Origin of the sequence: Saccharopolyspora sp. NPDC050389 (genome assembly GCF_040655595.1) — a bacterium.
Lineage (GTDB): Bacteria > Actinomycetota > Actinomycetes > Mycobacteriales > Pseudonocardiaceae > Saccharopolyspora.
In genome coordinates this window covers 1-20,267 of sequence record NZ_JBFAKG010000008.1, presented here as the reverse complement: position 1 = coordinate 20,267, position 20,267 = coordinate 1, and the positions used below count along the sequence as shown (strand labels likewise).

Annotated in this window: 21 protein-coding genes; 14 read left to right on the top strand and 7 right to left on the bottom strand. The window is 70.3% G+C overall.

Going from position 1 to position 20,267, the window contains the following annotated elements; all coding sequences use genetic code 11:
- Positions 1-103: 103 nt before the first annotated feature.
- A complete protein-coding gene (locus AB0I53_RS07225; RefSeq protein ID WP_358597857.1) occupies positions 104-727 on the top strand; it encodes a nucleoside/nucleotide kinase family protein in 624 nt (207 codons plus the stop codon).
- Between the two features lie 328 nt (positions 728-1,055).
- Positions 1,056-1,478 (top strand): hypothetical protein, encoded by a 423-nt coding sequence (locus AB0I53_RS07220; protein WP_358597854.1) that lies wholly within the window; start codon positions 1,056-1,058, stop codon positions 1,476-1,478.
- A 30-nt stretch (positions 1,479-1,508) separates the two neighbouring features.
- Here the strand turns inward: AB0I53_RS07220 and AB0I53_RS07215 are convergent, their stop codons facing one another.
- The 3 genes from AB0I53_RS07215 to AB0I53_RS07205 all read right to left on the bottom strand — a co-directional run bounded on the left by AB0I53_RS07215 (position 1,509) and on the right by AB0I53_RS07205 (position 3,081).
- Entirely contained in the window at positions 1,509-2,327 is an 819-nt protein-coding gene (locus AB0I53_RS07215; protein WP_358597852.1) for an NBR1-Ig-like domain-containing protein, read from the bottom strand.
- Positions 2,328-2,422: 95 nt separating this feature from the next.
- Positions 2,423-2,611 carry a hypothetical protein gene (locus tag AB0I53_RS07210; RefSeq protein ID WP_358597849.1) on the bottom strand — a complete coding sequence of 63 codons (189 nt, stop codon included), beginning with the start codon at positions 2,609-2,611 and terminating at the stop codon, positions 2,423-2,425.
- Complete coding sequence (locus AB0I53_RS07205) at positions 2,608-3,081, bottom strand: hypothetical protein (protein WP_358597846.1); 474 nt, start codon at positions 3,079-3,081, stop codon at positions 2,608-2,610. The genes AB0I53_RS07210 and AB0I53_RS07205 overlap by 4 nt, the downstream gene beginning before the upstream one ends.
- A 153-nt stretch (positions 3,082-3,234) precedes the next feature.
- On the opposite strand from AB0I53_RS07205, the gene AB0I53_RS07200 reads away from it, so the two are divergent.
- Together AB0I53_RS07200 and smc are read left to right on the top strand one after the other, a co-directional pair.
- Complete coding sequence (locus AB0I53_RS07200) at positions 3,235-3,528, top strand: acylphosphatase (RefSeq protein ID WP_358597844.1); 294 nt, start codon at positions 3,235-3,237, stop codon at positions 3,526-3,528.
- A 226-nt stretch (positions 3,529-3,754) separates the two neighbouring features.
- A complete protein-coding gene (smc, locus tag AB0I53_RS07195; RefSeq protein ID WP_358597841.1) occupies positions 3,755-7,513 on the top strand; it encodes a chromosome segregation protein SMC in 3,759 nt (1,252 codons plus the stop codon).
- Here the strand turns inward: smc and AB0I53_RS07190 are convergent.
- Positions 7,489-7,782: a zf-HC2 domain-containing protein gene (locus tag AB0I53_RS07190; protein WP_358597838.1), complete on the bottom strand. Its 294-nt coding sequence runs from the start codon at positions 7,780-7,782 to the stop codon at positions 7,489-7,491. The two genes, smc and AB0I53_RS07190, sit on opposite strands and share 25 nt — an antisense overlap.
- A 247-nt stretch (positions 7,783-8,029) precedes the next feature.
- Here AB0I53_RS07190 and AB0I53_RS07185 point away from each other — a divergent pair, with 247 nt between their 5' ends.
- Positions 8,030-8,662, top strand: coding sequence for a hypothetical protein (locus AB0I53_RS07185; protein ID WP_358597835.1), 633 nt, complete (start codon positions 8,030-8,032; stop codon positions 8,660-8,662).
- Between the two features lie 68 nt (positions 8,663-8,730).
- On the opposite strand, the gene AB0I53_RS07180 is transcribed toward AB0I53_RS07185, so the two are convergent.
- Positions 8,731-10,239: a sodium:solute symporter gene (locus AB0I53_RS07180; protein ID WP_358597833.1), complete on the bottom strand. Its 1,509-nt coding sequence runs from the start codon at positions 10,237-10,239 to the stop codon at positions 8,731-8,733.
- Positions 10,221-11,414 (bottom strand): anhydro-N-acetylmuramic acid kinase, encoded by a 1,194-nt coding sequence (locus tag AB0I53_RS07175; protein ID WP_358597832.1) that lies wholly within the window; start codon positions 11,412-11,414, stop codon positions 10,221-10,223. Before AB0I53_RS07175 ends, AB0I53_RS07180 begins: the two co-directional genes overlap by 19 nt.
- Positions 11,415-11,528: 114 nt before the next feature.
- Here AB0I53_RS07175 and ftsY point away from each other — a divergent pair, with 114 nt between their 5' ends.
- The 4 genes from ftsY to AB0I53_RS07155 all read left to right on the top strand — a co-directional run bounded on the left by ftsY (position 11,529) and on the right by AB0I53_RS07155 (position 14,675).
- A complete protein-coding gene (ftsY, locus tag AB0I53_RS07170) occupies positions 11,529-12,980 on the top strand; it encodes a signal recognition particle-docking protein FtsY (protein ID WP_358597829.1) in 1,452 nt (483 codons plus the stop codon).
- Between the two features lie 137 nt (positions 12,981-13,117).
- A complete protein-coding gene (locus AB0I53_RS07165) occupies positions 13,118-13,549 on the top strand; it encodes an SRPBCC domain-containing protein (RefSeq protein WP_358597826.1) in 432 nt (143 codons plus the stop codon).
- A gap of 3 nt (positions 13,550-13,552) precedes the next feature.
- Positions 13,553-13,882 (top strand): metalloregulator ArsR/SmtB family transcription factor, encoded by a 330-nt coding sequence (locus AB0I53_RS07160; protein WP_358597823.1) that lies wholly within the window; start codon positions 13,553-13,555, stop codon positions 13,880-13,882.
- A gap of 52 nt (positions 13,883-13,934) precedes the next feature.
- A complete protein-coding gene (locus AB0I53_RS07155) occupies positions 13,935-14,675 on the top strand; it encodes a DUF899 family protein (protein ID WP_358597820.1) in 741 nt (246 codons plus the stop codon).
- An 8-nt stretch (positions 14,676-14,683) separates the two neighbouring features.
- Here the strand turns inward: AB0I53_RS07155 and AB0I53_RS07150 are convergent, their stop codons facing one another.
- A complete protein-coding gene (locus tag AB0I53_RS07150) occupies positions 14,684-15,580 on the bottom strand; it encodes an NmrA/HSCARG family protein (protein ID WP_358597818.1) in 897 nt (298 codons plus the stop codon).
- A 199-nt stretch (positions 15,581-15,779) separates the two neighbouring features.
- On the opposite strand from AB0I53_RS07150, the gene AB0I53_RS07145 reads away from it, so the two are divergent.
- The 5 genes from AB0I53_RS07145 to AB0I53_RS07125 all read left to right on the top strand — a co-directional run bounded on the left by AB0I53_RS07145 (position 15,780) and on the right by AB0I53_RS07125 (position 20,156).
- On the top strand, positions 15,780-16,355 hold the full coding sequence (locus AB0I53_RS07145) for a helix-turn-helix domain-containing protein (protein ID WP_358597815.1): 576 nt from the start codon (positions 15,780-15,782) through the stop codon (positions 16,353-16,355).
- Between the two features lie 96 nt (positions 16,356-16,451).
- Positions 16,452-17,141, top strand: a complete 690-nt coding sequence (locus tag AB0I53_RS07140) for an FCD domain-containing protein (protein WP_358597812.1) — start codon at positions 16,452-16,454, stop codon at positions 17,139-17,141.
- Positions 17,138-18,358 carry an MFS transporter gene (locus AB0I53_RS07135; RefSeq protein ID WP_358597809.1) on the top strand — a complete coding sequence of 407 codons (1,221 nt, stop codon included), beginning with the start codon at positions 17,138-17,140 and terminating at the stop codon, positions 18,356-18,358. The genes AB0I53_RS07140 and AB0I53_RS07135 overlap by 4 nt, the downstream gene beginning before the upstream one ends.
- A gap of 122 nt (positions 18,359-18,480) precedes the next feature.
- Positions 18,481-19,821, top strand: coding sequence for an ammonium transporter (locus AB0I53_RS07130; protein WP_358597806.1), 1,341 nt, complete (start codon positions 18,481-18,483; stop codon positions 19,819-19,821).
- Positions 19,818-20,156, top strand: coding sequence for a P-II family nitrogen regulator (locus tag AB0I53_RS07125; RefSeq protein ID WP_358597803.1), 339 nt, complete (start codon positions 19,818-19,820; stop codon positions 20,154-20,156). Before AB0I53_RS07130 ends, AB0I53_RS07125 begins: the two co-directional genes overlap by 4 nt.
- Positions 20,157-20,267: the final 111 nt, after the last annotated feature.

The following is a 20,267-nucleotide window of genomic DNA, read 5'->3' as shown; positions in this document are numbered from 1 at the left end:
CGGAGGAGATCGATGCCGTCGAGCAGGAGGTCGCTCGGGAATTTTGCCGCGGCCGCGGGTTCGGGGCCGCGTAGCCTGGGCGACGGCTGTGCGGAGGTGCGAGTTGGTCGGGTATTCGGAGCTGATCAAGCGGGCTCGGGAGTTGGCCGGTAGCGGGGAGCGGCGGATCTTGGGGATCGCCGGGGCTCCTGCGGCCGGGAAGGGGTTCGTTGCCCGGCTGGTCGTCCGGGAGCTCGGCGGCTCCGCCGTTCTCGTGCCGATGGACGGGTTCCACCTGGCCAACGGTCAGCTGCGTCGGCTCGGGCGGGCGGATCGGAAAGGCGCTCCCGACACCTTCGACGCCGCCGGTTACGTCGCGTTGCTCCGGCGGATTCGGGAATGCGGGCCCGACACCGTTTATGCTCCCGAGTTCCGCCGGGAGATCGAGGAATCCTATGCCGGGGCCATTGCCGTCGATCCCGATGTGCCGCTGGTGATCACCGAGGGCAACTATCTGCTTTTGGACTCGCCGCCGTGGTCGGCGGTTCGGGAACTGCTCGACGAGGCGTGGTTCCTCGCGCCCGATGACGATGTCCGGGTGCGGCGGCTCATCGATCGGCACATCGGTTACGGGCGGACTCCCGAAGAAGCCGAGGAATGGGTGTACCGCAGTGACGAGCGGAACGCCGCTGTCGTCTCGGCGAGCCGGGATCGGGCCGATCTCGTCGTTGTCGGCGACCCCGAGTGATTCACGGAATTGCATCTGAATAAGTTTCAGAAATGCGGTATGATGCTGTCATCCGGCCTGTGCGGCGGGTTGCGAGTCCCGTCGACAATGTCCGGATGATCTGCTGGACAACTCGTTGACCTGCGAAAACATTGATGATTGACCGCTGGTCAATTGATTCATTCATTCACTCATTGTCGGCTGGAAAATCCGCCGGAATGCTGGCTATGTTGGTTCCAGTCCGGTTCCGGACGACATTTCGCAAACCTGGAGAGTCGCGGTTCCCCCTGGTGGGAACCTCGAACCGCGGAGCTCCTGGGGAAACGGTCTCAGCGAGGAGTGAACAATCATGACCAGCAAGCTGGCTCGGGTTTTCGCAATCGGCGCTTCGAGTGTCGCGTTGTTGGGTGGGATGCTCGTTGTCGCGCCTGTTGCTTCTGCGAGTGCGCAGGGATGCACGGGCACCAATCTGCGCACCGATCCGGCTCTCCTGTGCACCACCGTCGACGGTGAAAGCACGACGGTCAAGAACATCCAGGCTTCGATCGACATCAAGAACTACACCTGCAACGCCGACTTCAAGGTCTGGGGCACCTACGCCGACGGCCGGAAGTATTCCGACACCGGGCACGCCAAGTGCGGCCTCGGCCGGGTCTGGGTCGATTTCAAGCCCGGCGGCGGCAAGTTCAAGAACGGCACCAAGGTGTGCAGCGCGCTGGTCGAGAACGGCAAGGTCCGGGCGGAACACGCCTGCATCGAGATCAAGAAGTGACCGGGCGTGCCGTGAGCCCGGGCGGTGGGCTCACGGCACCACCGCCACGTCGAAGTAGATCGGGCGCAGGGCGCTCGCCGGGTAGAACAGCACGCCGTTCTCGTCGACCATCTTCCACGCGATCTTGCACCGCCCCGGCGCGCTGCCCGCTTCCACCGGCACGCTCAGCCGCACCGCCTGCCCCGGCTCGACGGCGGCGATCGACACCCGGTGCGGCGCGGTGCACCGCGATTCGCCTTCGCGGCCGGCCTGTTCGAGATAGCGGTCGGTCCAGCGGACCTGGCCGATGTTGCGCAGTTCCCAGGTCTTGACGAAGCTCCCGCCGGTCTTGATCTCGATCCCGTCCGGCGGATCCTCGCCCAGCATGAACGAGGCGTCGCCGGGGATCGGGCGTTGCGGCGGCGACAGCCAGAAGAACACGCCCGAGCCCGCCGCGGCCAGCACGACCAGGGTCGCGAATGAGACCAGCGGCCAACGCCGCTTCGAAGCAGGAGCGGGAGCAGGAGCAGGAGCCGGCTCTGCCTCGCCGGTCGCCCGGGCCTTCTCCCAATGCTGCGTCCACTCGCGACGGACGACATCGGCGTCCCGGCCGAGCGCGTTCACCGCGAGGCTGCGGACGAATTCCCAGGTCGTCTCCCACGACGGCAGGTCCCGGCCGCGGGCCGCCGCCGACAGCGCCGACTTCGACGCCGCCGCGCCGAACTCGGCGCGCATCCGGTCGTAGGACGGATCGCCCGCGGCCTCCTTGAGCTCGCACAGCCGGAACGCGAATTCGGCGACCGGGCCGTCCGCAGGATCGGGGCGCTGTTGCTTCCGGCCGCGTTTGCCGGTGCTCGCCGCCTCGTCCATCGCTCGCCCTCGCCCGTGCGCTGGTGTTTTGACCGCCACCCGACATTTACTAGCACGATTGGAGTGACGCTGGGTGCACGGGTGGGCGCGCTGCGTCAGCGCCTGGCGAGTTCCGCCCGCACGTCGTCGGGGATCCGGCCGGTGTGGTCGATCGGCGTCCACGGCTCGCTGCGGATCCACTGGGAGCCGCAGCCTCGGCAGGCCAGCAGCGGAAACCCGTTGAGCTCCTTGGGCGTCCGATGCCACGAGCACAGCGACCGGCACGCGTGGACGGCCAGCGTCACGAATCGTCCCCGGACGTTTCCCAGTCGGTGGTGTCCGTCGGCCCCGGGTCCTCGGTGGTGGTCGTCGTCGGGATCGGCTTGCTCGTCGTCGGTGGCTTGGTGATCGTCGGCGTCGGTCGCGTCGGCGGCGGGGTGTGCTCCGGCGGCGGAACCTGGGGTTCGGTGAGGGTTTCGGTGCTCGGCGACGTGGTCGACGACGTGGACCTGTCGGCGGTCGTGGACGTCACCGAGGTCGCGCTGCTGCTCAGCGGCGTCGGTGGGAACAGCGGCGGCGTGGTGAACGTCTCCGCCGGCCGGGACGTGGCGGTCGGCTTCAACGTGAAGTCCGGCGTCGCCTCGTCGTGTTGCTGCGCGCCGGCGACCATCGCGGCGGTCGTCGCGAAGACGGTGGCCACCGCGATGCCGGACGCGGCCAGCATGACCAGCTGCTTTGGCCGGGCGTCCGGGTCTTCCGGCAACATCGGATCCATTGAGTGCCCCACTCGTCGGCTCGTCGGGCGGCCTGCGCCGGGTGCCCCGAAACCCCAGGCTCCCAGCCGAATCGGGCGGATCATACCGACAGCCCGAGCAACCGCGGTCGTCGATGCGAGCCAACACCGCGCGCGCGGCGGCCGTGCGGCATCATGCCGGGCGTGACCGATTCGCAACAGGCACGACTGACCGCGTGGGTGCACGGGCGGGTGCAGGGTGTGGGTTTCCGCTGGTGGACGCGTTCCCGGGCGCTGGAGCTCGGCCTGCTGGGCAGCGCGACGAACCGGCCGGGGAGCCGGGTCGAGGTGGTCGCCGAAGGGCCCCGCGATGCCTGCGAGAAGCTCCTGGCGGCGTTGCGATCAGGCGAAACCCCGGGCCATGTCGACCACGTCGCCGAGCAGTGGTCCGAGCCCAAAGGCGGCCTGACCGGTTTTGTCGAGCGCTAGCAGCGGTTTTGCCTGGTCAGGTTCCGTGAGTGTTTTGTGCTGCTATAGCAACCAAAAGTACGCACGGGTCCGGTGGCGCTCCGGGCGTTGATCTTCCGGTGTCCGGTGCGCGGGGAAAATCGTCGCAACCAGCGGTTCTGCGCAGTCGCGAGTGGTCGCAGCGGTAGGCTTTGCCGGATGTGACCGCCGGTGAACCGGACTGAACACGGGAAGGTCGATCGCAGCCGTGCACCTGAAGAGCCTGACGCTGAAGGGGTTCAAGTCCTTCGCCTCGGCCACCACGCTGCGCTTCGAACCCGGCATCACCTGCGTCGTCGGCCCCAACGGCTCGGGCAAGTCCAACGTGCTCGACGCACTGCGCTGGGTCATGGGCGAGCAGGGGGCGAAGGATCTGCGCGGCGGCAAGATGGAGGACGTGATCTTCGCGGGTACCGCGGGCCGCGCCCCGCTGGGCCGCGCCGAGGTCACGCTGACCATCGACAACTCCGACGGCGCGCTGCCGATCGAGTACACCGAGGTCTCCATCACCCGCCGGATGTTCCGCGACGGCGCCAGCGAGTACGAGATCAACGGCAACACCTGCCGGCTGATGGACGTGCAGGAACTGCTGTCGGACTCCGGCATCGGCCGCGAGATGCACGTCATCGTCGGGCAGGGCCAGCTGGCCAGCATCCTGCAGGCCAAGCCGGACGAGAACCGCAGGCTCATCGAAGAGGCCGCGGGCGTGCTCAAGCACCGCAAGCGCAAAGAGAAAGCGCTGCGCAAGCTCGACGCGATGCAGGCCAACCTGACCCGGTTGACCGACCTGACCAGCGAGCTGCGCCGCCAGCTCAAACCGCTCGGCAAGCAGGCCGAGATCGCCCGCAAGGCGCAGACCGTGCAGGCCGACCTGCGGGATTCCCGGCTGCGCCTCATCGCCGACGACCTGGTCACCGCGCGCGCCGACCTGGCCCGCGACGAAGCCGACCAGGAAACCGCGCGCGCCAAGCGCACCGAGGTCGAGCGCGCGCTGCAGTTCGCGCAGTCCGAGGAGAAGACCCTCGAAGAGCAGGTCGCCGCCGACGCACCGAGGCTGACTCGCGCGCAGGAGACCTGGTATCGCCTGTCGGCGCTGGAAGAGCGGCTGCACGGCACGCTGCGGCTGGCCGCCGAGCGACACCGGCACCTGACGGCGCAGACCGAGGAGCACCGTCCCGGCCGCGACCCGGATCAGCTCGACGCCGAGGCCGAAGAGGCCGCGGAGCAGGAGATCGAGCTTCGCGAGCAGGTCGAAGAGGCCCGCGAAGTGCTCAACGAGGTCGTGCTGCGCCGCTCAGAGCTGGAATCCGCGCTGAAGCAGGCCGAGCAGGCGCACTTGGCCGCGGTGCGGGCGATCGCCGACCGCCGCGAGGGCGCTGCCCGGCTGTCCGGCCAGGTCGAGTCGCTGCGCAGCAAGGTCAGCGACACCGCCGACGAGATCGAGCGGCTGTCTGATTCGCTGGACGAAGCCACCGGGCGGGCCGAGGAAGCGGAGCGCGCGCAGGCCGACGCCGAGGAGGAAAGCGGCGGATACGACTCCGACGATGCCGGGCTGCAGGAACGCCGCGAAGGCGCAGCCGAAGCGCGCGACGCGGCGCGCGCCCGCGTCGAGGAGCTTGTGAAGGCCGAGCGAACCGCGGAGCGGGAGATCGCGTCCTGGAAGGCGCGGGTCGAAGCGCTGTCGATGGGCTTGCAGCGCAAGGACGGCGCCGGCGCGCTCATGTCGGCCGGAGACCGGGTGCCGGGCCTGCTCGGCTCGGTGGCGGCGCTGCTCAGCGTCGAACCGGGCGCGGAGGCCGCGCTCGCCGCGGCGCTGGGCGCGGTTGCCGACGCCGTTGCCGTACGCGGCGTCACGGACGCGGTGGCGGCCCTCGAACTGCTCAAGGCGGACGAAGCGGGCCGCGCCGGACTGCTCATCGGTTCAGCCGCGGACATCGACCGCTCGGGATGGCCGCAGCTCACCGGCTCGGCGCGCTGGGCGGCCGACCTCGTCACCGCCCCCGACGGGATGCGCGGGGCCGTGGCCAGGGCGCTCGACAAGGTCGCGGTCGTCGACGCGCTGGCCGACGCCCAGGAACTCGTGCAGCGCCACCCCGAAATCCGCGCCGTCACGGCGAACGGCGACGTGCTCGGCGCGCACTGGGCGATCGGCGGCTCCGAAGACCGGCAGAGCACCATCGAGGTGCAGGCCGCGGTCGACGAAGCCGAACGCGAACTCGCCGCCGCCGGGCGACGTCTGGAACAGCACTCCGCGGCGCTAGAAGGCGCGCGAGCCGAAGAAGAAGCGCGGCGCGCCGAAGTGCGGGCCGTGCAGGAGCAGATCAACGACGCGAAGGTGCGGAGAGCCCGCAGCACCGAGCGGCTCTCCAGCCTGCAACGCGCCGCCCGCTCCGCCGGCGCCGACGTCGACCGGATCCGGCAGCAGCGGGTGAAGGTCGAGCAATCCCGCGAACAAGCACTGGTCAAGCTCGCCGAACTCGAAGAGCGGCTGAGCATCGTCAAGTCCGAACAGGACGAGGCGGCGGAGCCGGACACCGGCGAACGCGACCGGCTGGGCACCGAGCTCAACGCCGTGCGGCAGCAGGAAATGGACGCCCGCCTCGGACAGCGCACCGCCGAGGAGCGGGCCCGCGCCGTGCAGGGGCGCGCCGACCAGCTGCGCCGCGCAGCGCGCCACGAGCGCGAAGCGCGCGCCCGCGCGGAAGCGGCCCGCAAGGCCCGGGAACGCGCAGCGCGCGTGACCCAGGCCGTGGTCACCGGGGCCGAGACAGCGCTGGAGCGCATCGCGCGATCGCTGAGCGCCGCGACGGAGGAGCGAGACGTCGCGCAGGCGAAGCAGAGCGAGCACGAGCAGGCGCTCGGCGCCGTACGAGCGCGAGTGCGCGAGCTCAGCGGGCAGCTGGAGAAGCTGACCGATGCGGTGCACCGCGACGAAGTCGTGCGTGCGGAGCAGCGGTTGCGCATCGAGCAGCTGGAAACCAAGATCATCGAGGACTTCGGGATCGGCCTGGACGACCTGATCGACGAATACGGGCCCACCGTGCCGATTCCGCCGGGCCCCGCCGAGATCGCCGAGTACGAGGCGGCGAAGGAGCGCGGCGAGGACGTCAGCGCGCCGCCGCCGATGCCGTTCGACCGGGCCACCCAGGAACGCCGCGCCAAGCGCGCCGAGAAGGACCTCTCCTTGCTGGGCAAGGTGAATCCGCTGGCGCTGGAGGAGTTCGCCGCGCTGGAGGAGCGCTACAAGTTCCTCTCCACCCAGCTGGAAGACCTCAAGGACAGCCGCCGCGACCTGCTCAGCGTGGTCAAGGAGGTCGACGACAAGATCCTGGAGGTGTTCGCCTCCGCCTTCTACGACGTGGCCAAGGAATTCGAGACCGTCTTCAAGGTCCTGTTCCCCGGCGGCGACGGGCGGCTGACGCTCACCGACGAGGAAGACATGCTGACCACCGGCGTCGAGGTCGAGGCGCGGCCGCCGGGCAAGAAGGTCAAACGGCTGTCGCTGCTCTCCGGTGGGGAGAAGTCACTGACCGCGGTGGCCATGCTGGTGTCCATCTTCCGCGCCCGGCCGTCGCCGTTCTACGTCATGGACGAAGTCGAGGCGGCGCTGGACGACACCAACCTGCGGCGCCTGATCACGCTGCTGGACCAGCTCCGCGAGACCTCGCAGCTGATCATCATCACGCACCAGAAGCCGACCATGGAGATCGCCGACGCCCTGTACGGCGTGACGATGCGCGGCGACGGCATCACACAGGTGATTTCCCAGCGCCTGCGCGGTGATTCCGGCAAACGGCACAAGAACGACGCGCCCGACGCGCCGCCCGAAGGCGATGTCGCCGCAGTGCTGGACGCGCCGGGAGCGGCGCCTGCCGCAACGACCGAAGAGCCGGAAAGCGCTGCGGGAGAACCGGATTCGGTGCCCGAGGAACCCGGCGAGGATCAGGCCGACGTGCCGAGGGCGTAGCCGACGCCGAAGGCGACGAGCGCCGTCACCAGCGCGAAGCCGAACACCACCGACCATCCCGGCCGGGCCTGCGGCCGGCGGGCCGGTTTCGAATCCGGCGGCGAAATCCATCGCGGCGCAGCACGATTCCATAACTCCGGCCGCCCCAGCTCGGCCCGGCACGGCGCGCACTCCGACAAGTGGGTGCGCACCATCAGCCATTCGACGTCGCTGAGCACCCCCGCCGAATAAGCGTTGAGCTTCGCCCGCAGATCCGCATGATCCTGCACCGCAGCCCCCATCCGCAGCCTCGGTGATCGCTTGCGTAGATCATCGACCCGGCGGGACTCCCGCTGAAGGCCTGGGGGCGGGCATTAGGGTGGTCGGCCACCTCGGTTTCAACGCCCGGATCCGGATGCGGGACGATGTTTCCGCGGTCCGGCATCGATCCTCGGGGGCAGATGCCGACCGGACACCGGGCGCGGAGCTCCCGCATCACCCCGAGTGCGGGGTCCCACCAGGTACAGGAGGCTTTCCATGACCAACCCGTACGGCCCCCCGCCGGGGCAGCAGCCGTATCCCCAGCAGGGCCCGCCGATGGGGCAGCCCGGTGGTTACGGCCCGCCGTCCGGCCCGATGCCGCAGCAGCCGATGCCGCAGCAGCCGATGCCGCAGCCGATGCCGCCGCAGATGCAGCCGGGAATGCCGCAGCAGGGCTACCCGCAGCCGCCGGCTCCGGCCGCGCCGCAGGGCCAGCCGATGGCGCCGCCCGCGCCCGGCATGGGACGCATCGTGGTCGACTGCTCGTACTTCTGGCTGGCGTTCATGCTGATGTTCTTCAAGCCGCAGCTCACCATCAACGGGCAGCCGGGCCCGATCCTGAACTGGGGCAAGACCCCGGTCGACCTGCCGCCCGGCCAGTACCAGATCGGCATCCACGTCAACTACCTGTGGCAGGTCGGCCTCGCGACCGCGGTGATCCCGGTCAACGCCGGCCAGCAGGTCGACGTCCACTACGCGGCGCCGGTGATCGTCTTCATGAACGGTGCCATCGGCCCGACCCCGCAGAAGGCGCCCGGCATGGGCCTGGCCATCGGGATCATGGCCGGCAGCGTCGCGCTGTGCCTCCTGATCATCCTGCTGTCGATCATCTCGGCCGCCGTCGCCTGAGTCGACTCGGCCAACGCCGCCCGTGAGTGTTTTGTGTCGCCATGGCAACACAAAACACTCACGGGTCGTCAGGCGTTGTCGACCCGCTGCGCGGTGGTCTCGGTCGCCGGTCGCGGATGGCGCAGCGACAGCAGCCCGCCCACCACGAGCGTCACGATGACGCCGAGCGGCGTGTACCAGGGGAAGGCGAGCGACTTCTCGCTGCCTTCGCCGTCCGGGAAGGTCACCCCGAACACGAAGAACAGCACCACCGCGAGCGTCGCCACGAACGCGATCACCGCGTCCGCCTGCCGGGCCCGCTTCACCAGCAGCCCCAGCAGGAAAGCGCCCAGCAGCGCGCCGTAGGTGTAGCTGGCGATGCTCAGGCCGACCTCGACCACCGGGTTGTCGGTGCTGCTGAACATCGACGCGAACACCACGAACACCACCGCCCAGACCAGCGTCCAGCCCTTGCCCATCCGCAGGACGGCCGCGTCGTCGAGCCGGCGCTTCGAGATCCGCTGGTAGAGATCGCTCACCGTGGACGTGGACAGCGAGTTCAGCGACGACGCCAGGGTGCTCATCGCGGCGGCCAGGATGCCCGCGATCAGCAGCCCGGACAGCCCGGGCGGCAGGTCGTTGACGATGAACTGCGGGAACAACTCGTCCTTGCTGGCCATGCCCAGCTCCGCCGGCTGGGCGCCCTTGAAGAACGACCACAGCATCGTGCCGATGAACAGGAACAGCGCGAACTGCAGGAACACCACGACGCCGCTGGCGATCAGCGCCCGCTGGCTGTCCCGGAGGTCCCGGCAGGCGAGCAGCCGCTGCACCATCAGCTGGTCCGCACCGTGCGAGGCCATCGCGAACACCGCCCCGCCGATCACGGCGGTGAAGAACGCGTACTGGTCGGTGATGATCGACGATCCGAAGTCCAGGAGCTGGAACTTGCCCTCGGCGACCGCGGTCGACATCCAGTCGCCGGGCAGCCGGCCGAGCAGCACCACCGCCGCGCAGATCGCGCCGCCGACGTAGACGAACATCTGGATCGCGTCGACCCACACCACGGCCTTGATGCCGCCGAAGTAGGTGTAGATCACCGTCATGGCCGACAGGATCAGCACGATCTGCCAGTACGACATGGTCACGCCGAAGGCCGCCAGCATCACCTTCACCGGGATCGCGGTGGCGAACAGCCGCAGCCCGTCGGCCAGCAGCCGGGTCACCAGGAACGTCACCGACGCGGTGCCCTGCAGCCCGGAACCGAACCGCTGGCCGAGGAACGCGTAGGCGCTGACCAGGTTCCCGGCGTAGTACTTGGGCAGCAGCACGAACGCCACCACGACCCGGCCGATCAGATAGCCGATCGCGAGCTGGAGGTAGGTGAAGCTGCCGAGGTAGGCCACCGTCGGCACGCTGATCACCGTGAGCGTGGACGTCTCGGTGGCGACCACCGAGAAGCACACCGCCCACCAGGGCAGCTGGCGGTTGCCGACGAAGTAGTCCTGCGAGCTGCGTTGCCGGCCGCTGAGCAGCACGCCGAGCACCGGCATCGCGATCAGGTACAGCCCGATCACGACTAGATCGAGAGATCGCATTGCGCCTCCTGTGCGATGTGGCCGGGCTGGAGTCGCAGCCGCCTCGGCTGCTGGATGGCGGGCTCGGGCAACCGGAGCGGTCCGGCTCCCGGGGTGATGCTGCCCAACAACCGGGGTCCGGCGGCCCCGGTGGTGCCCGGCGCGTTGCCGCTGATGCCGTGCCAGGTGAGGAATCCGAGCAGCGCGGTCAGGTGCGCTTCCTTGTCGTCGGCGGGCAGCCCGAGCTCGTCGCTGACGACCAGCGGCGCGTCCAGCAGGCGGCGCAGGGCGGCGAGCAGGACGGGATTGCGCACTCCGCCGCCGGAAGCGACGACCTTCGCCGCCTGCTCGGCGCGGCAGGCGTCGGCGATGGTGCACGCGGTCAGCTCGGTCAGCGTCGCCAGCAGGTCGCCGTCGCCGATCTCGGTGGGCAGCTTGTCCAGCGCCCGGGCCAGGTAGTCGGCGTTGAAGTGCTCCTTGCCGGTGGATTTCGGCGCCGGCCGCCGGTAGTAGCCGTCGGCGAGCAGCACTTCGAGCAGTTCGGCGTGGACGGTGCCGGTCGCGGCGATGCGCCCGTCGGTGTCCTGCGGCGTGCCGGTGATCTGGCCGGCCGCGAGGTCGATCAGCGCGTTTCCGGGGCCGGTGTCGTAGGCCAGCGGGCGCCGCCCGCCGACCACGGTGATGTTGGCGATGCCGCCGATGTTCAGCGCGACGGTCGTGCCGGGCTCGTCGGCCAGCCACAGCGCGTCGAACACGCCCGCCAGCGGGGCGCCCTGGCCGCCGGCGGCGACGTCGCGGGCCCGCAGGTCGGCCACCACGGACAGCCCGGTGGCCTCGGCGATCCACGCGGGCTGCCCGATCTGCAGGGTGCCGCGAACCCGCCCGCTGCCCTGAACCCAGTGGTAGATCGTTTGCCCGAGCGACGCGACGAGGTCGGCGCGGCCGCCCGCGAGCTCGACCCCGAGCCGGGCCGCGGCCGCGAATTGCTGCCCGACGTAGGTGTCGAGCCGGCACAGGTCTTCGGCGCTGCAACCAGCCGGTGGGAGCACGGCGCGCAGCTTCTCGTGCAGCGCGTCCGGGTAGGGGAGCACGGTGGCGCCGAGCGGTCGGAGCTGCACGGTGTCGCCGTCCAGCCGCAGCTCGGCCACGGCCACGTCGACGCCGTCCATCGACGTGCCGGAGAGCAGACCGATCACGCGCCACCAACCCACATGTGTGGTCTATTGCACAGCGCCCGGTAAAAGCAAGCGTCTCGCGAGCATTGTTGGTGATTTGCTCACTTGGTGTGCCGGGCGCGTTCCGGGGCCGGTATGACCAGGTGGGAGGATGGGCGCGTGACCACCGAAACCCTGATTCTGATCATCGTCGCCGTCGTGGTGGTGCTGGCGATCGCCGTGGTCGCCGGCGTCGTGCTGAACCGCCGGCGGCGGATCAGCCTGAGCGAACGGGACGAGACCGCCGGCCAGGCCGAAGCCGTCAAGGGCGGCGGATATCGCGCCGACGGCGGGATCAGCCTGTCCAGCGGCGGCACCACCACGGCGGCCCCGCCGGAGCATCCCGCGGGCGAGCGCACCGAGGTGGAGGGCCAGCCCGGGGTCGGCGACGACGCGGCGGTGCCCCGCGACACCGAGCGGCGCGGCATCGTGGACGTGCCCCTGCCAGATGGCACCACGGTGACCGAGGAGCCGCCGGTCAAGGAGCCGTCGGCCGAAGCGCCGGTCGAGGAGCAGCCGACCAAGGAAGTGCCGGTCGAGGTTCCGGAGCAGGAGCGCGCCGAGCCGGTGCCGGAGCCGGCGCCCGCGGTGCCGGAGGAGATCGAGGAGATCGAGCCGACCTCGGGTCGGCTGGAGCGGCTGCGCGGCCGGCTCTCCCGCTCCCGGTCGACGTTCGGCCAGGGCCTGCTGGGCCTGCTCGGCGCGGGCGACCTGGACGAGGATTCCTGGGAGGAGATCGAGGACACCCTCCTGCTGGCCGACCTGGGCGCGGCGACCACCACAGAGATCACCGAGCGGCTCCGCACCGAGATCGCCACGCGCGGCGTCCGTACCCCGGACGAGGCGCGCGCACTGCTGCGCGACGTGTTGGTGGACGCCCTCGGCCCGGACATGGAGCGCGCGGTGCAGGCGCTGCCGCACGGCAACCCGGCCGACGGCGGCAAGCCGGCCGTGGTGCTGGTCGTCGGCGTCAACGGCACCGGCAAGACCACGACCACCGGCAAGCTGGCGCGGGTGCTGGTCGCGGACGGGCGGACGGTCCTGCTCGGCGCGGCCGACACCTTCCGCGCCGCGGCCGTCGAGCAGCTCGCCACCTGGGGGCACCGGGTGGGTGCCGAGGTGGTGCGGGGCAAGGAAGGCGCCGACCCGGCGAGCGTGGCGTTCGAGGCGGTCAGCCGCGGCAGCGACACGGCCGTGGATGCGGTGCTGGTCGACACGGCCGGCCGCCTGCACACGAAGACCGGGCTGATGGACGAGCTGGGCAAGGTCAAGCGCGTCGTGGAGAAGAAGGCCCAGGTCGACGAGGTCCTGCTGGTGCTGGACGCGACGACGGGCCAGAACGGCCTGACCCAGGCGCGGGTGTTCTCCGACGTGGTGGACGTGACCGGCATCGTGCTCACCAAGCTCGACGGCACGGCCAAGGGCGGCATCGTCTTCCAGGTCCAGCGAGAACTGGGTGTCCCGGTGAAGCTGGTGGGCCTCGGAGAAGGCCCGGACGACCTGGCGCCCTTCGAACCGGGAGCCTTCGTGGACGCCCTCCTCGGCTGAGAAGCCCCAGACAACAGCCCCCGCGCCCCAAGGCGCGGGGGCTGTTCGTTTCTCGGGCCTCAAGGCATTGACGCAACTGGTTGGTTGCCATATGGTCGCAACCAACCAGTTGCGATAACGGCTTGCCGGAGGACGCCATGGGATTTCCAGATCGGATCGAACGGACTGTGGATCTGGCTCATCCGCCGAGCAAGGTGTGGGCGGCGCTGACCACCGCCGAAGGGCTCAGCGGCTGGTTCGGCAACGACGCCGCCATCGACCTGCGCCCGGGTGGGGCCGCGCAGATGAGCTGGCCCGATGAGCCGGTCGCGAACATGCGCATCGAGCGTGTCGAAGAGCCCAGCGTCTTCGGCTTCACCTGGCGGGTCGACGGCATGCCCGAGGATGATCCGCGGCGCACCTACGTGGAGTTCACGCTCGAACCGACACCGCAAGGCACTCGGTTGACCGTGGTGGAGACCGGCTTCGCGCAGTTGCCGGCGGGCAACCACCGCGCCGGGTACGACTCCCACGTCGAGGGATGGGCGCGCGAACTGGGCGAGTTGGCCGGCTACCTCGACGCCGCCTAGGCCATGCCGCCCGACAACGAAGCGATCGCCGAGCAGGTCTTCGTCGCGCTCGCCGACCCGACCCGGCGCGGGATCCTCGCCGAGCTGGCCTCGGGTGGCCCGGCCACCGCCACGGATCTGGCCGCCCGCCTGCCGATCACCCGGCAGGCGATTGCCAAGCACCTGGTGCTGCTCTCCGAAGCGGGCCTGGTGACGGCCGAACCCGGCGAGCGGCGGCGGGTGCGCTACCGGCTCCGCTCCGAACCGATGCGCGTGGCGCAGCAGTTCCTGGCCGCGCTGGCCCGCGATTGGGACAGCCCGCTCGAAGCGCTGAAGAAACACCTCGACCAGTGAGCCGACACCCCGAAAAGCGCAGGAACGGAACCAGGAAACGGAGGGCGGCACGATGAACGAGTCGACGAACGCGGCGCTACCGGAGGTGGTCGACCGCGCCACCTGGCAGGCCGAACTGGATGTGCTGCGGGTGCGGGAGAAGGCCCACACCCGGGAAGGCGACGCGATCGCCGCGGCCCGCCGCCGACTGCCGATGGTGGAGGTGGACGCCACGATCAAGCTGATCGGCCCGGACGGTCCGGTCAGCTTGCTGGAGGCGTTCGAAGGCCGGCGGCAGCTGATCGCGTACTTCCACATGTGGCACGACGACCATCCCGCGGCCGAGCAGTGCGAGGGTTGCACGTTCTACAACGGGCAGGTCCGCGAGCGCTCCCACCTGCACACTCGCGACGCGACCTACGCCACCTTCTGCTACGGCCCGTACGAGCAGAGCGTGCGCTATCGCGACTTCATGGGCTGGGACGTGCCGTGGTACTCGGTGCGGGACTGCGCCGAGGAGCTGCTGCCCGGGCGCCGGGTCGGGGTGTTCTACCTGGTGTGCTACCTGCGCGAGGGCGATCGGGTGTTCGAGACCTACTGGACCACCGGCCGCGGCGCAGAGGCGCTCGACAACAACTACGCACTGCTGGACCGCACCGTCTACGGCCGGCAGGAAACCTGGGAGGACTCGCCCGCCGGCTGGCCGCAGCACTGGGACGTAAACCGCGACACGCTCCGCGTCCGCGGGCGGCCCACCGCCCAGTGGGCCCGCCTGGAAGCCGGGCGCTCCGACGACCTCGGTGCGAGGAGCTGAGGTTTTGATCAGGTAGAGGCGGTCTTGCGGAAGAGGGCGGTGCCTTCCCGGTTCAGCCAGGTGTCGAAGTCCATCAGGTCGGGGTGGAGCTTGCGCAGTGCGGGGATATCGGCCTGCCAGCCGCCCTTGTGGTTGGCGAAGTCGTAGCCCGCGCGCGCGTCGGGATCGGCTCCGGTGAGCGCCTCGCGCGGAATCGCCCGGTAGGTGGCGGTGCTGCCGGTCGCTCGGCTGATGGCGTCGGTGATCTGCGGGAAGGTCAGTTCGTCTCCGGCGATCTCCAGGGCCCGGCCGAGGTAGCCGCCAGGATCGGTGAAGGCGAGCGCCGCGAAGGCGCCGATGTCGGTCCCGGCGATGAGTTGGACGGGCACATCCGGCTTGATGACGTCGGTGAGCCTCCCGTCGCGCACGCCCATGGCGGGGTTGGACTGGTTCTCCATGAAGCGGACGGGGCGCAGGATCGTCGCGGGGATCCCGACGGCTCGAATGCGGCCTTCGATCTCCCATTTGCTTTCCCAGCGCCGGATTCCCGATGAGCGTTCGGCGCCGCCGACCGAGGTGTAGACGAGGTGGCGGACGCCGGCGTCCTTGGCGGCCTCGGTCACGTTCATGCCCATCCGGATCTCGTCGGCCACGGTGAAGCCGAGCGGTGTTCCGGGGTAGCCGGCGGTTGGCTGGACGCTGAAGACGCCGTGGACGCCCTGCATCGCCGCGTCCAGCGAGGACCGGTCGTTCATGTCGCCGGAAACCAGTTCGGCCCCGGTATCGGCGAGCGCCCGCGCCGCCGGGGACGTGGCGTCCCGGGCGAGGGCGCGGACGTGCCATCCCGCTCGGAGCAGGTGCCGGGCGGTGGCGCCGCCCTGCAGGCCGGTGGCTCCGGTCACCAGCACGCTGGGAAGGGTCGACACGATTGCCTCCATTGGTCTCAGGCGTCGAAGAGCTGGTGGACGACCCGGCCATGGCCGGGTCGTCCACCAACCGGCGTTTCCATGGCCGTTGCATGACCGCGTGCGTCATCCGCTGAGTGCCGCCTAAATGGGGAGAATTCCCCATTTAGCTCGGTGGTGGTAATATATGGGGAAGATTCCCCGGTTTGCAAGGGTGGTCATGTCAGCGACTTCAGGAGAACGTCGGCTGCGCGCCGACGCGCAACGCAACGTCGAGCGGCTCGTCGACGCCGCCCGTGAGGTCTTCGCTCAGCGCGGCGTCGACGTGCCGCTCGACGACATCGCCCGGCGCGCCGGAGTGGGGAACGCGACGCTGTACCGCCGGTTCCCCACTCGCCAGGCGCTGCTGCAGGCCGTCTACCGCGACCATCTCGAGCAGGTGGGGGCGCGCGCGCAAGACCTGCTCGCCTCCACCGCGCCGGCTGAGGCACTCGCCACCTGGCTTCTGGAGCTCGTGCGGGACGGCAGCAGTTCCCGCGGATTCACCGCCACGCTAAAGACCGCCCTCCACGGCGAAGGCGCCGACGCGGCCTGGTGCAGGAGCCTGGTGCACAACGCCGCCGAGCAGCTGCTCGCCCGCGCTCAACAGACCGGCGCGGTCCGTCCCGACGTGACCGCGATCCAACTGCTCAAGCTCGCCAACGGCATCGCTTTCAGCACCGAACACGAACCCGACGCCGACCGGCAGGCCGAGCAACTGCTCTCCCTGACCCTGACCGGCCTGCGCCCCACCTGACGACACCGAGTCGGGCGGCCCGGGCCTGCCCTTTGCTAGCCGGAAATTTGTCTGATGACTGATGTCTGGCCTATGGTTTCGGCCGGAGGTGTTGGCATGCGGGTTGTCGGGCATCGGTCTTCCGTGGACGAGGTCATCGCCGCGCTCAACGAGCAGCTCGTCGGCGGGGCTTGGGCTCCCGGCGAGCGGATTCCGACCGAGCTGGAGCTGGTCGCCGAGCTCGGGGTCAGCCGGACCGTGGTTCGGGAAGCCGTGCGGGCGCTCGTCCACCTCGGGCGGCTGGAATCCCGGCAGGGCGCCGGGACCTTCGTCGTGTCCACCGCCGATCCGGCGCCGATGCTGCGGCAGCTGCGGCTCGCCGAGGTCCGGGACGTCTTCGAGGTGCAGCTCGCCTACGACGTGCAGGCCGCCCGGTTGGCCGCGGCGCGTCGCGACGACACCGACATCCAGCGGCTGCGCGAGCTGCTCGACCTCCGCGACCGCGCGGACTCGCCCGAGACCTTCGCCGCCGCCGATGTCGACTTCCACGCCGCGGTCGTGGCGGCGGCCCGCAACCCGGTGCTCTCGGAGATGTACCGCTACCTCAGCGAACGCCTCCAGGAGAGCCTGGAAACGCTTCGCTCGGACGGCGCGCTGTCCGAAGGCGGGCCGGGCACCCACCGGGCGCTGCTGGACGCCATCGTCGACGGTGACCCGGAGGCCGCCGCGGCAGCCGCGCATGCCGTGATCAAGCCGAGCCTGACGTCCCTCGGAGGCGTTCTCGACAAGAAGGGAAACGTGAAGTGAGCACCCGAGCCCAGCAGACACCGGCGGCTCCGGTGGGCACCGCCGCGGCCGCCACCCTGGTGCTGGTCGTGCTGGTGGCGCTGGCGCTGCGGCCGCCGTTCACCGCGGTCGCGCCGCTGTTGGAGCAGATCCAGCACGACCTGGGAGTGTCGAACGCCTTCGGCGGCGTGCTGACCACGCTGCCCGTGGTGTGCCTGGGGGTGTTCGCGTTCGTCGCACCGAAGCTCCGGCAGCGCTTCGGCGACGAGAAGGTGCTGGTCGGCTGCCTGATCGTGCTGCTGGTCGGCAACTCGCTGCGCGCGCTGGGTTCGATCTGGACGCTGCTGGCCGGGACCGTCGTGGTCGGCGCCGGGATCGCGGTGGCGAACGTGGCGCTGCCGGGCCTGATCAAGCGGGACTTCCCGCACAACGTCCCGGTGATCACCGCCGTCTACACGATGTGCCTGACGCTGGGCGGCGCGGTCGCGGCCAGCGTGGTCGTGCCGATCGGCGCCGCCCTGGCCTCCGCCTGGCGCGCGCCGCTCGGCTTGCTCGCGGTTCCCGTCCTGGTGGCCCTGGTGATCAGCTTGTTCGCGCTGCGGCGTAGCTCCGGCGCGCCGCCGCTGGCTTCCAGCGCAGGTGCGTTGTGGCGGAACCCGCTGGCCTGGCAGGTCACCGCGTTCATGGGGCTGCAGTCGGCGATGGCCTACGTGACGTTCGGCTGGCTGCCGACCATGCTGCAGAGCCGGGGCATGAGCCCCGAGCTGTCCGGCCTGGCGCTGGGCATCCAGGCGGCCGTGCAGGCGGTCGGATCGATGTCCGTTCCCGTGCTGTGCCACCGGCTCCGCGACCAGCGGCCGATCGCCGTGATGCTGGCGTTGCTGATCATGCTCGGCTTCACCGGCATCCTGGTCGGCCCGGCTGCCGGGCTGTGGCCGGCGACGGTCGTGCTCGGGTTGGCGCAGGGCGCGGCGTTCGGACTGGCGCTGACGGTGTTCGGGCTGCGCTCGCCGGACAGCGACACCACGACGGCGTTGTCCGGGATGGCTCAGGGTGGCGGATATCTCATCGCCGCGGCCGGCCCGCTGCTGATCGGCCTGCTGCACGACGCGACCAGCGGCTGGACCGCGCCGCTGGTGCTGCTGCTGGCCGTCTCCACCGCCTGGCTGGCCATGGGACTGCTGGCCGGACGGCCCGTCCAGGTGCCGTCGGTGATCGGTGGCGTAACGCGGCGGTGACCTCACAACACCGCCGTAACCCGCGGTGAGCCCGATTTCACGGCCGCGTAACAGCGGAACGGGCCACCGGAAACAGGCCTTCCCCAAGATGCGGGCCAACTCGGTCCGCATCGGGAGGCAATGTGAATTCAGGCGACACCGCATGGGTGCTCGTGAGCGCGGCGTTGGTCCTGCTCATGACCCCGGGTCTGGCGTTCTTCTACGGCGGCATGGTGCGCTCCCGCGGCGTGCTCAACATGTTGATGATGAGCCTCGGCAGCATCGGCGTGGTGGGCGTGCTGTGGGTGCTCATCGGCTACTCCACCGCGTTCGGCTCCGACATCGGCGGGGTCGGCCTGCTCGGCAACCCCGCGGAGTTCTTCGGGCTGAGCACGCTGCTCGGTGCGGACCAGGTCTCCGGCACCATCCCGACGCTGGCGTTCGTCGGTTTCCAGGCGATGTTCGCGATCATCACCGTGGCGCTGATCTCCGGCGCGATCGCCGACCGCGCCCGTTTCGGCCCGTGGCTGCTGTTCGCCGGGCTGTGGGCCGTGGTGGTGTACTTCCCGGTCGCGCACTGGGTGTTCGCCTTCGACACCAAGGACGACGCGGGCAACGTGACGGCCGTCGGCGGCTGGATCGCCAACCGGCTGGCCGCGATCGACTTCGCCGGCGGCACCGCGGTGCACATCAACGCGGGTGCCGCCGCGCTGGCGCTGGTACTGGTGCTCGGCAAGCGCAAGGGCTGGCCGAAGGACCCGGGCAAGCCGCACAACCTGCCGTTCGTGGTGCTCGGCGCCGGCCTGCTGTGGTTCGGCTGGTTCGGGTTCAACGCCGGTTCGGCGCTGGCGGCCAACACCACCGCCGCGGTCACGCTGGTGAACACCCTGGTGGCGACCAGCGCCGCGATGCTCGGCTGGCTGCTCGTCGAGCGCATCCGCGACGGCCACGCGACCACGCTCGGCGCCGCCTCCGGCATCGTCGCGGGCCTCGTGGCGATCACCCCGGCCTGCTCCTCGGTGACGCCGCTGGGCGCGATCGCGGTCGGCGCGATCACCGGCGCGGTGTGCGCGCTGGCGGTGAGCCTGAAGTACAAGTTCGGCTACGACGACTCGCTGGACGTCGTGGGCGTGCACCTGGTCGGCGGCCTGCTGGGCACGCTGCTGATCGGCCTGTTCGCCTCGTCGGCCGCCCCGGCCGGGGTGGACGGCCTGTTCTACGGCGGCGGGCTCGACCAGCTGTGGCGGCAGGCGGTCGGCGCGGTGGCGGTGCTCGCCTACTCCTTCGTGCTCAGCCTGGTGCTGGCGCTGCTGGTCAAGGCGGTCGTAGGGTTCCGGGTGAGCGCCGAGGACGAGGCCGTGGGCATCGACGAGACCGAGCACGCCGAGACCGCGTACCACTTCGGCGACGACCGCTCCGCGCGTCGCCGGTCCGCGGCGCCTGCCGACGAGGTCGAACGCAAGCTGGAGGGCAGCCGCGCATGAAGTTGGTGACCGCGATCGTCCAACCGTCCAAGTTGGATGATCTGAAGGAGGCGCTCGGTCGGCTCGGTGTGCTGGGCATGACCGTCAGCCAGGCGCAGGGCTACGGGCGCCAGAAGGGCCACACGGAGGTCTACCGGGGCGCCGAGTACGCCGTGGACTTCATCGAGAAGCTGCGCGTCGAGGTCCTCGTCGACGACTCCGATGTGGACAAGGCGGTGGACGGGATCGTGACCGCCGCGCGCACCGGCCGGGTCGGCGACGGCAAGGTCTGGGTCACCTCGGTGGACACCGTGGTCCGGGTGCGCACCGGGGAGACCGGAGTCGAGGCCATCTGACCCGTTCCTGACCGAGCCGGAGGGCACCGCCGATCGATCGGATCGGCGGCACAGGCGGCGGTCGATCAGCGCGCCCACGATCCAGATGCCCAGCACCGAGGCGACGCCGAA

Bases quoted from the DNA above. Each gene is read 5' to 3' on its own strand.
- AB0I53_RS07220 (WP_358597854.1), top strand. From the start codon at position 1,056: ATGACCAGCAAGCTGGCTCGGGTTTTCGCAATCGGCGCTTCGAGTGTC.
- AB0I53_RS07215 (WP_358597852.1), bottom strand. From the start codon at position 2,327: ATGGACGAGGCGGCGAGCACCGGCAAACGCGGCCGGAAGCAACAGCGC.
- AB0I53_RS07205 (WP_358597846.1), bottom strand. From the start codon at position 3,081: ATGGATCCGATGTTGCCGGAAGACCCGGACGCCCGGCCAAAGCAGCTG.
- AB0I53_RS07200 (WP_358597844.1), top strand. From the start codon at position 3,235: ATGCCGGGCGTGACCGATTCGCAACAGGCACGACTGACCGCGTGGGTG.
- AB0I53_RS07185 (WP_358597835.1), top strand. From the start codon at position 8,030: ATGACCAACCCGTACGGCCCCCCGCCGGGGCAGCAGCCGTATCCCCAG.
- AB0I53_RS07180 (WP_358597833.1), bottom strand. From the start codon at position 10,239: ATGCGATCTCTCGATCTAGTCGTGATCGGGCTGTACCTGATCGCGATG.
- ftsY (WP_358597829.1), top strand. From the start codon at position 11,529: ATGACCAGGTGGGAGGATGGGCGCGTGACCACCGAAACCCTGATTCTG.
- AB0I53_RS07165 (WP_358597826.1), top strand. From the start codon at position 13,118: ATGGGATTTCCAGATCGGATCGAACGGACTGTGGATCTGGCTCATCCG.
- AB0I53_RS07160 (WP_358597823.1), top strand. From the start codon at position 13,553: ATGCCGCCCGACAACGAAGCGATCGCCGAGCAGGTCTTCGTCGCGCTC.
- AB0I53_RS07155 (WP_358597820.1), top strand. From the start codon at position 13,935: ATGAACGAGTCGACGAACGCGGCGCTACCGGAGGTGGTCGACCGCGCC.
- AB0I53_RS07145 (WP_358597815.1), top strand. From the start codon at position 15,780: ATGTCAGCGACTTCAGGAGAACGTCGGCTGCGCGCCGACGCGCAACGC.
- AB0I53_RS07140 (WP_358597812.1), top strand. From the start codon at position 16,452: ATGCGGGTTGTCGGGCATCGGTCTTCCGTGGACGAGGTCATCGCCGCG.
- AB0I53_RS07125 (WP_358597803.1), top strand. From the start codon at position 19,818: ATGAAGTTGGTGACCGCGATCGTCCAACCGTCCAAGTTGGATGATCTG.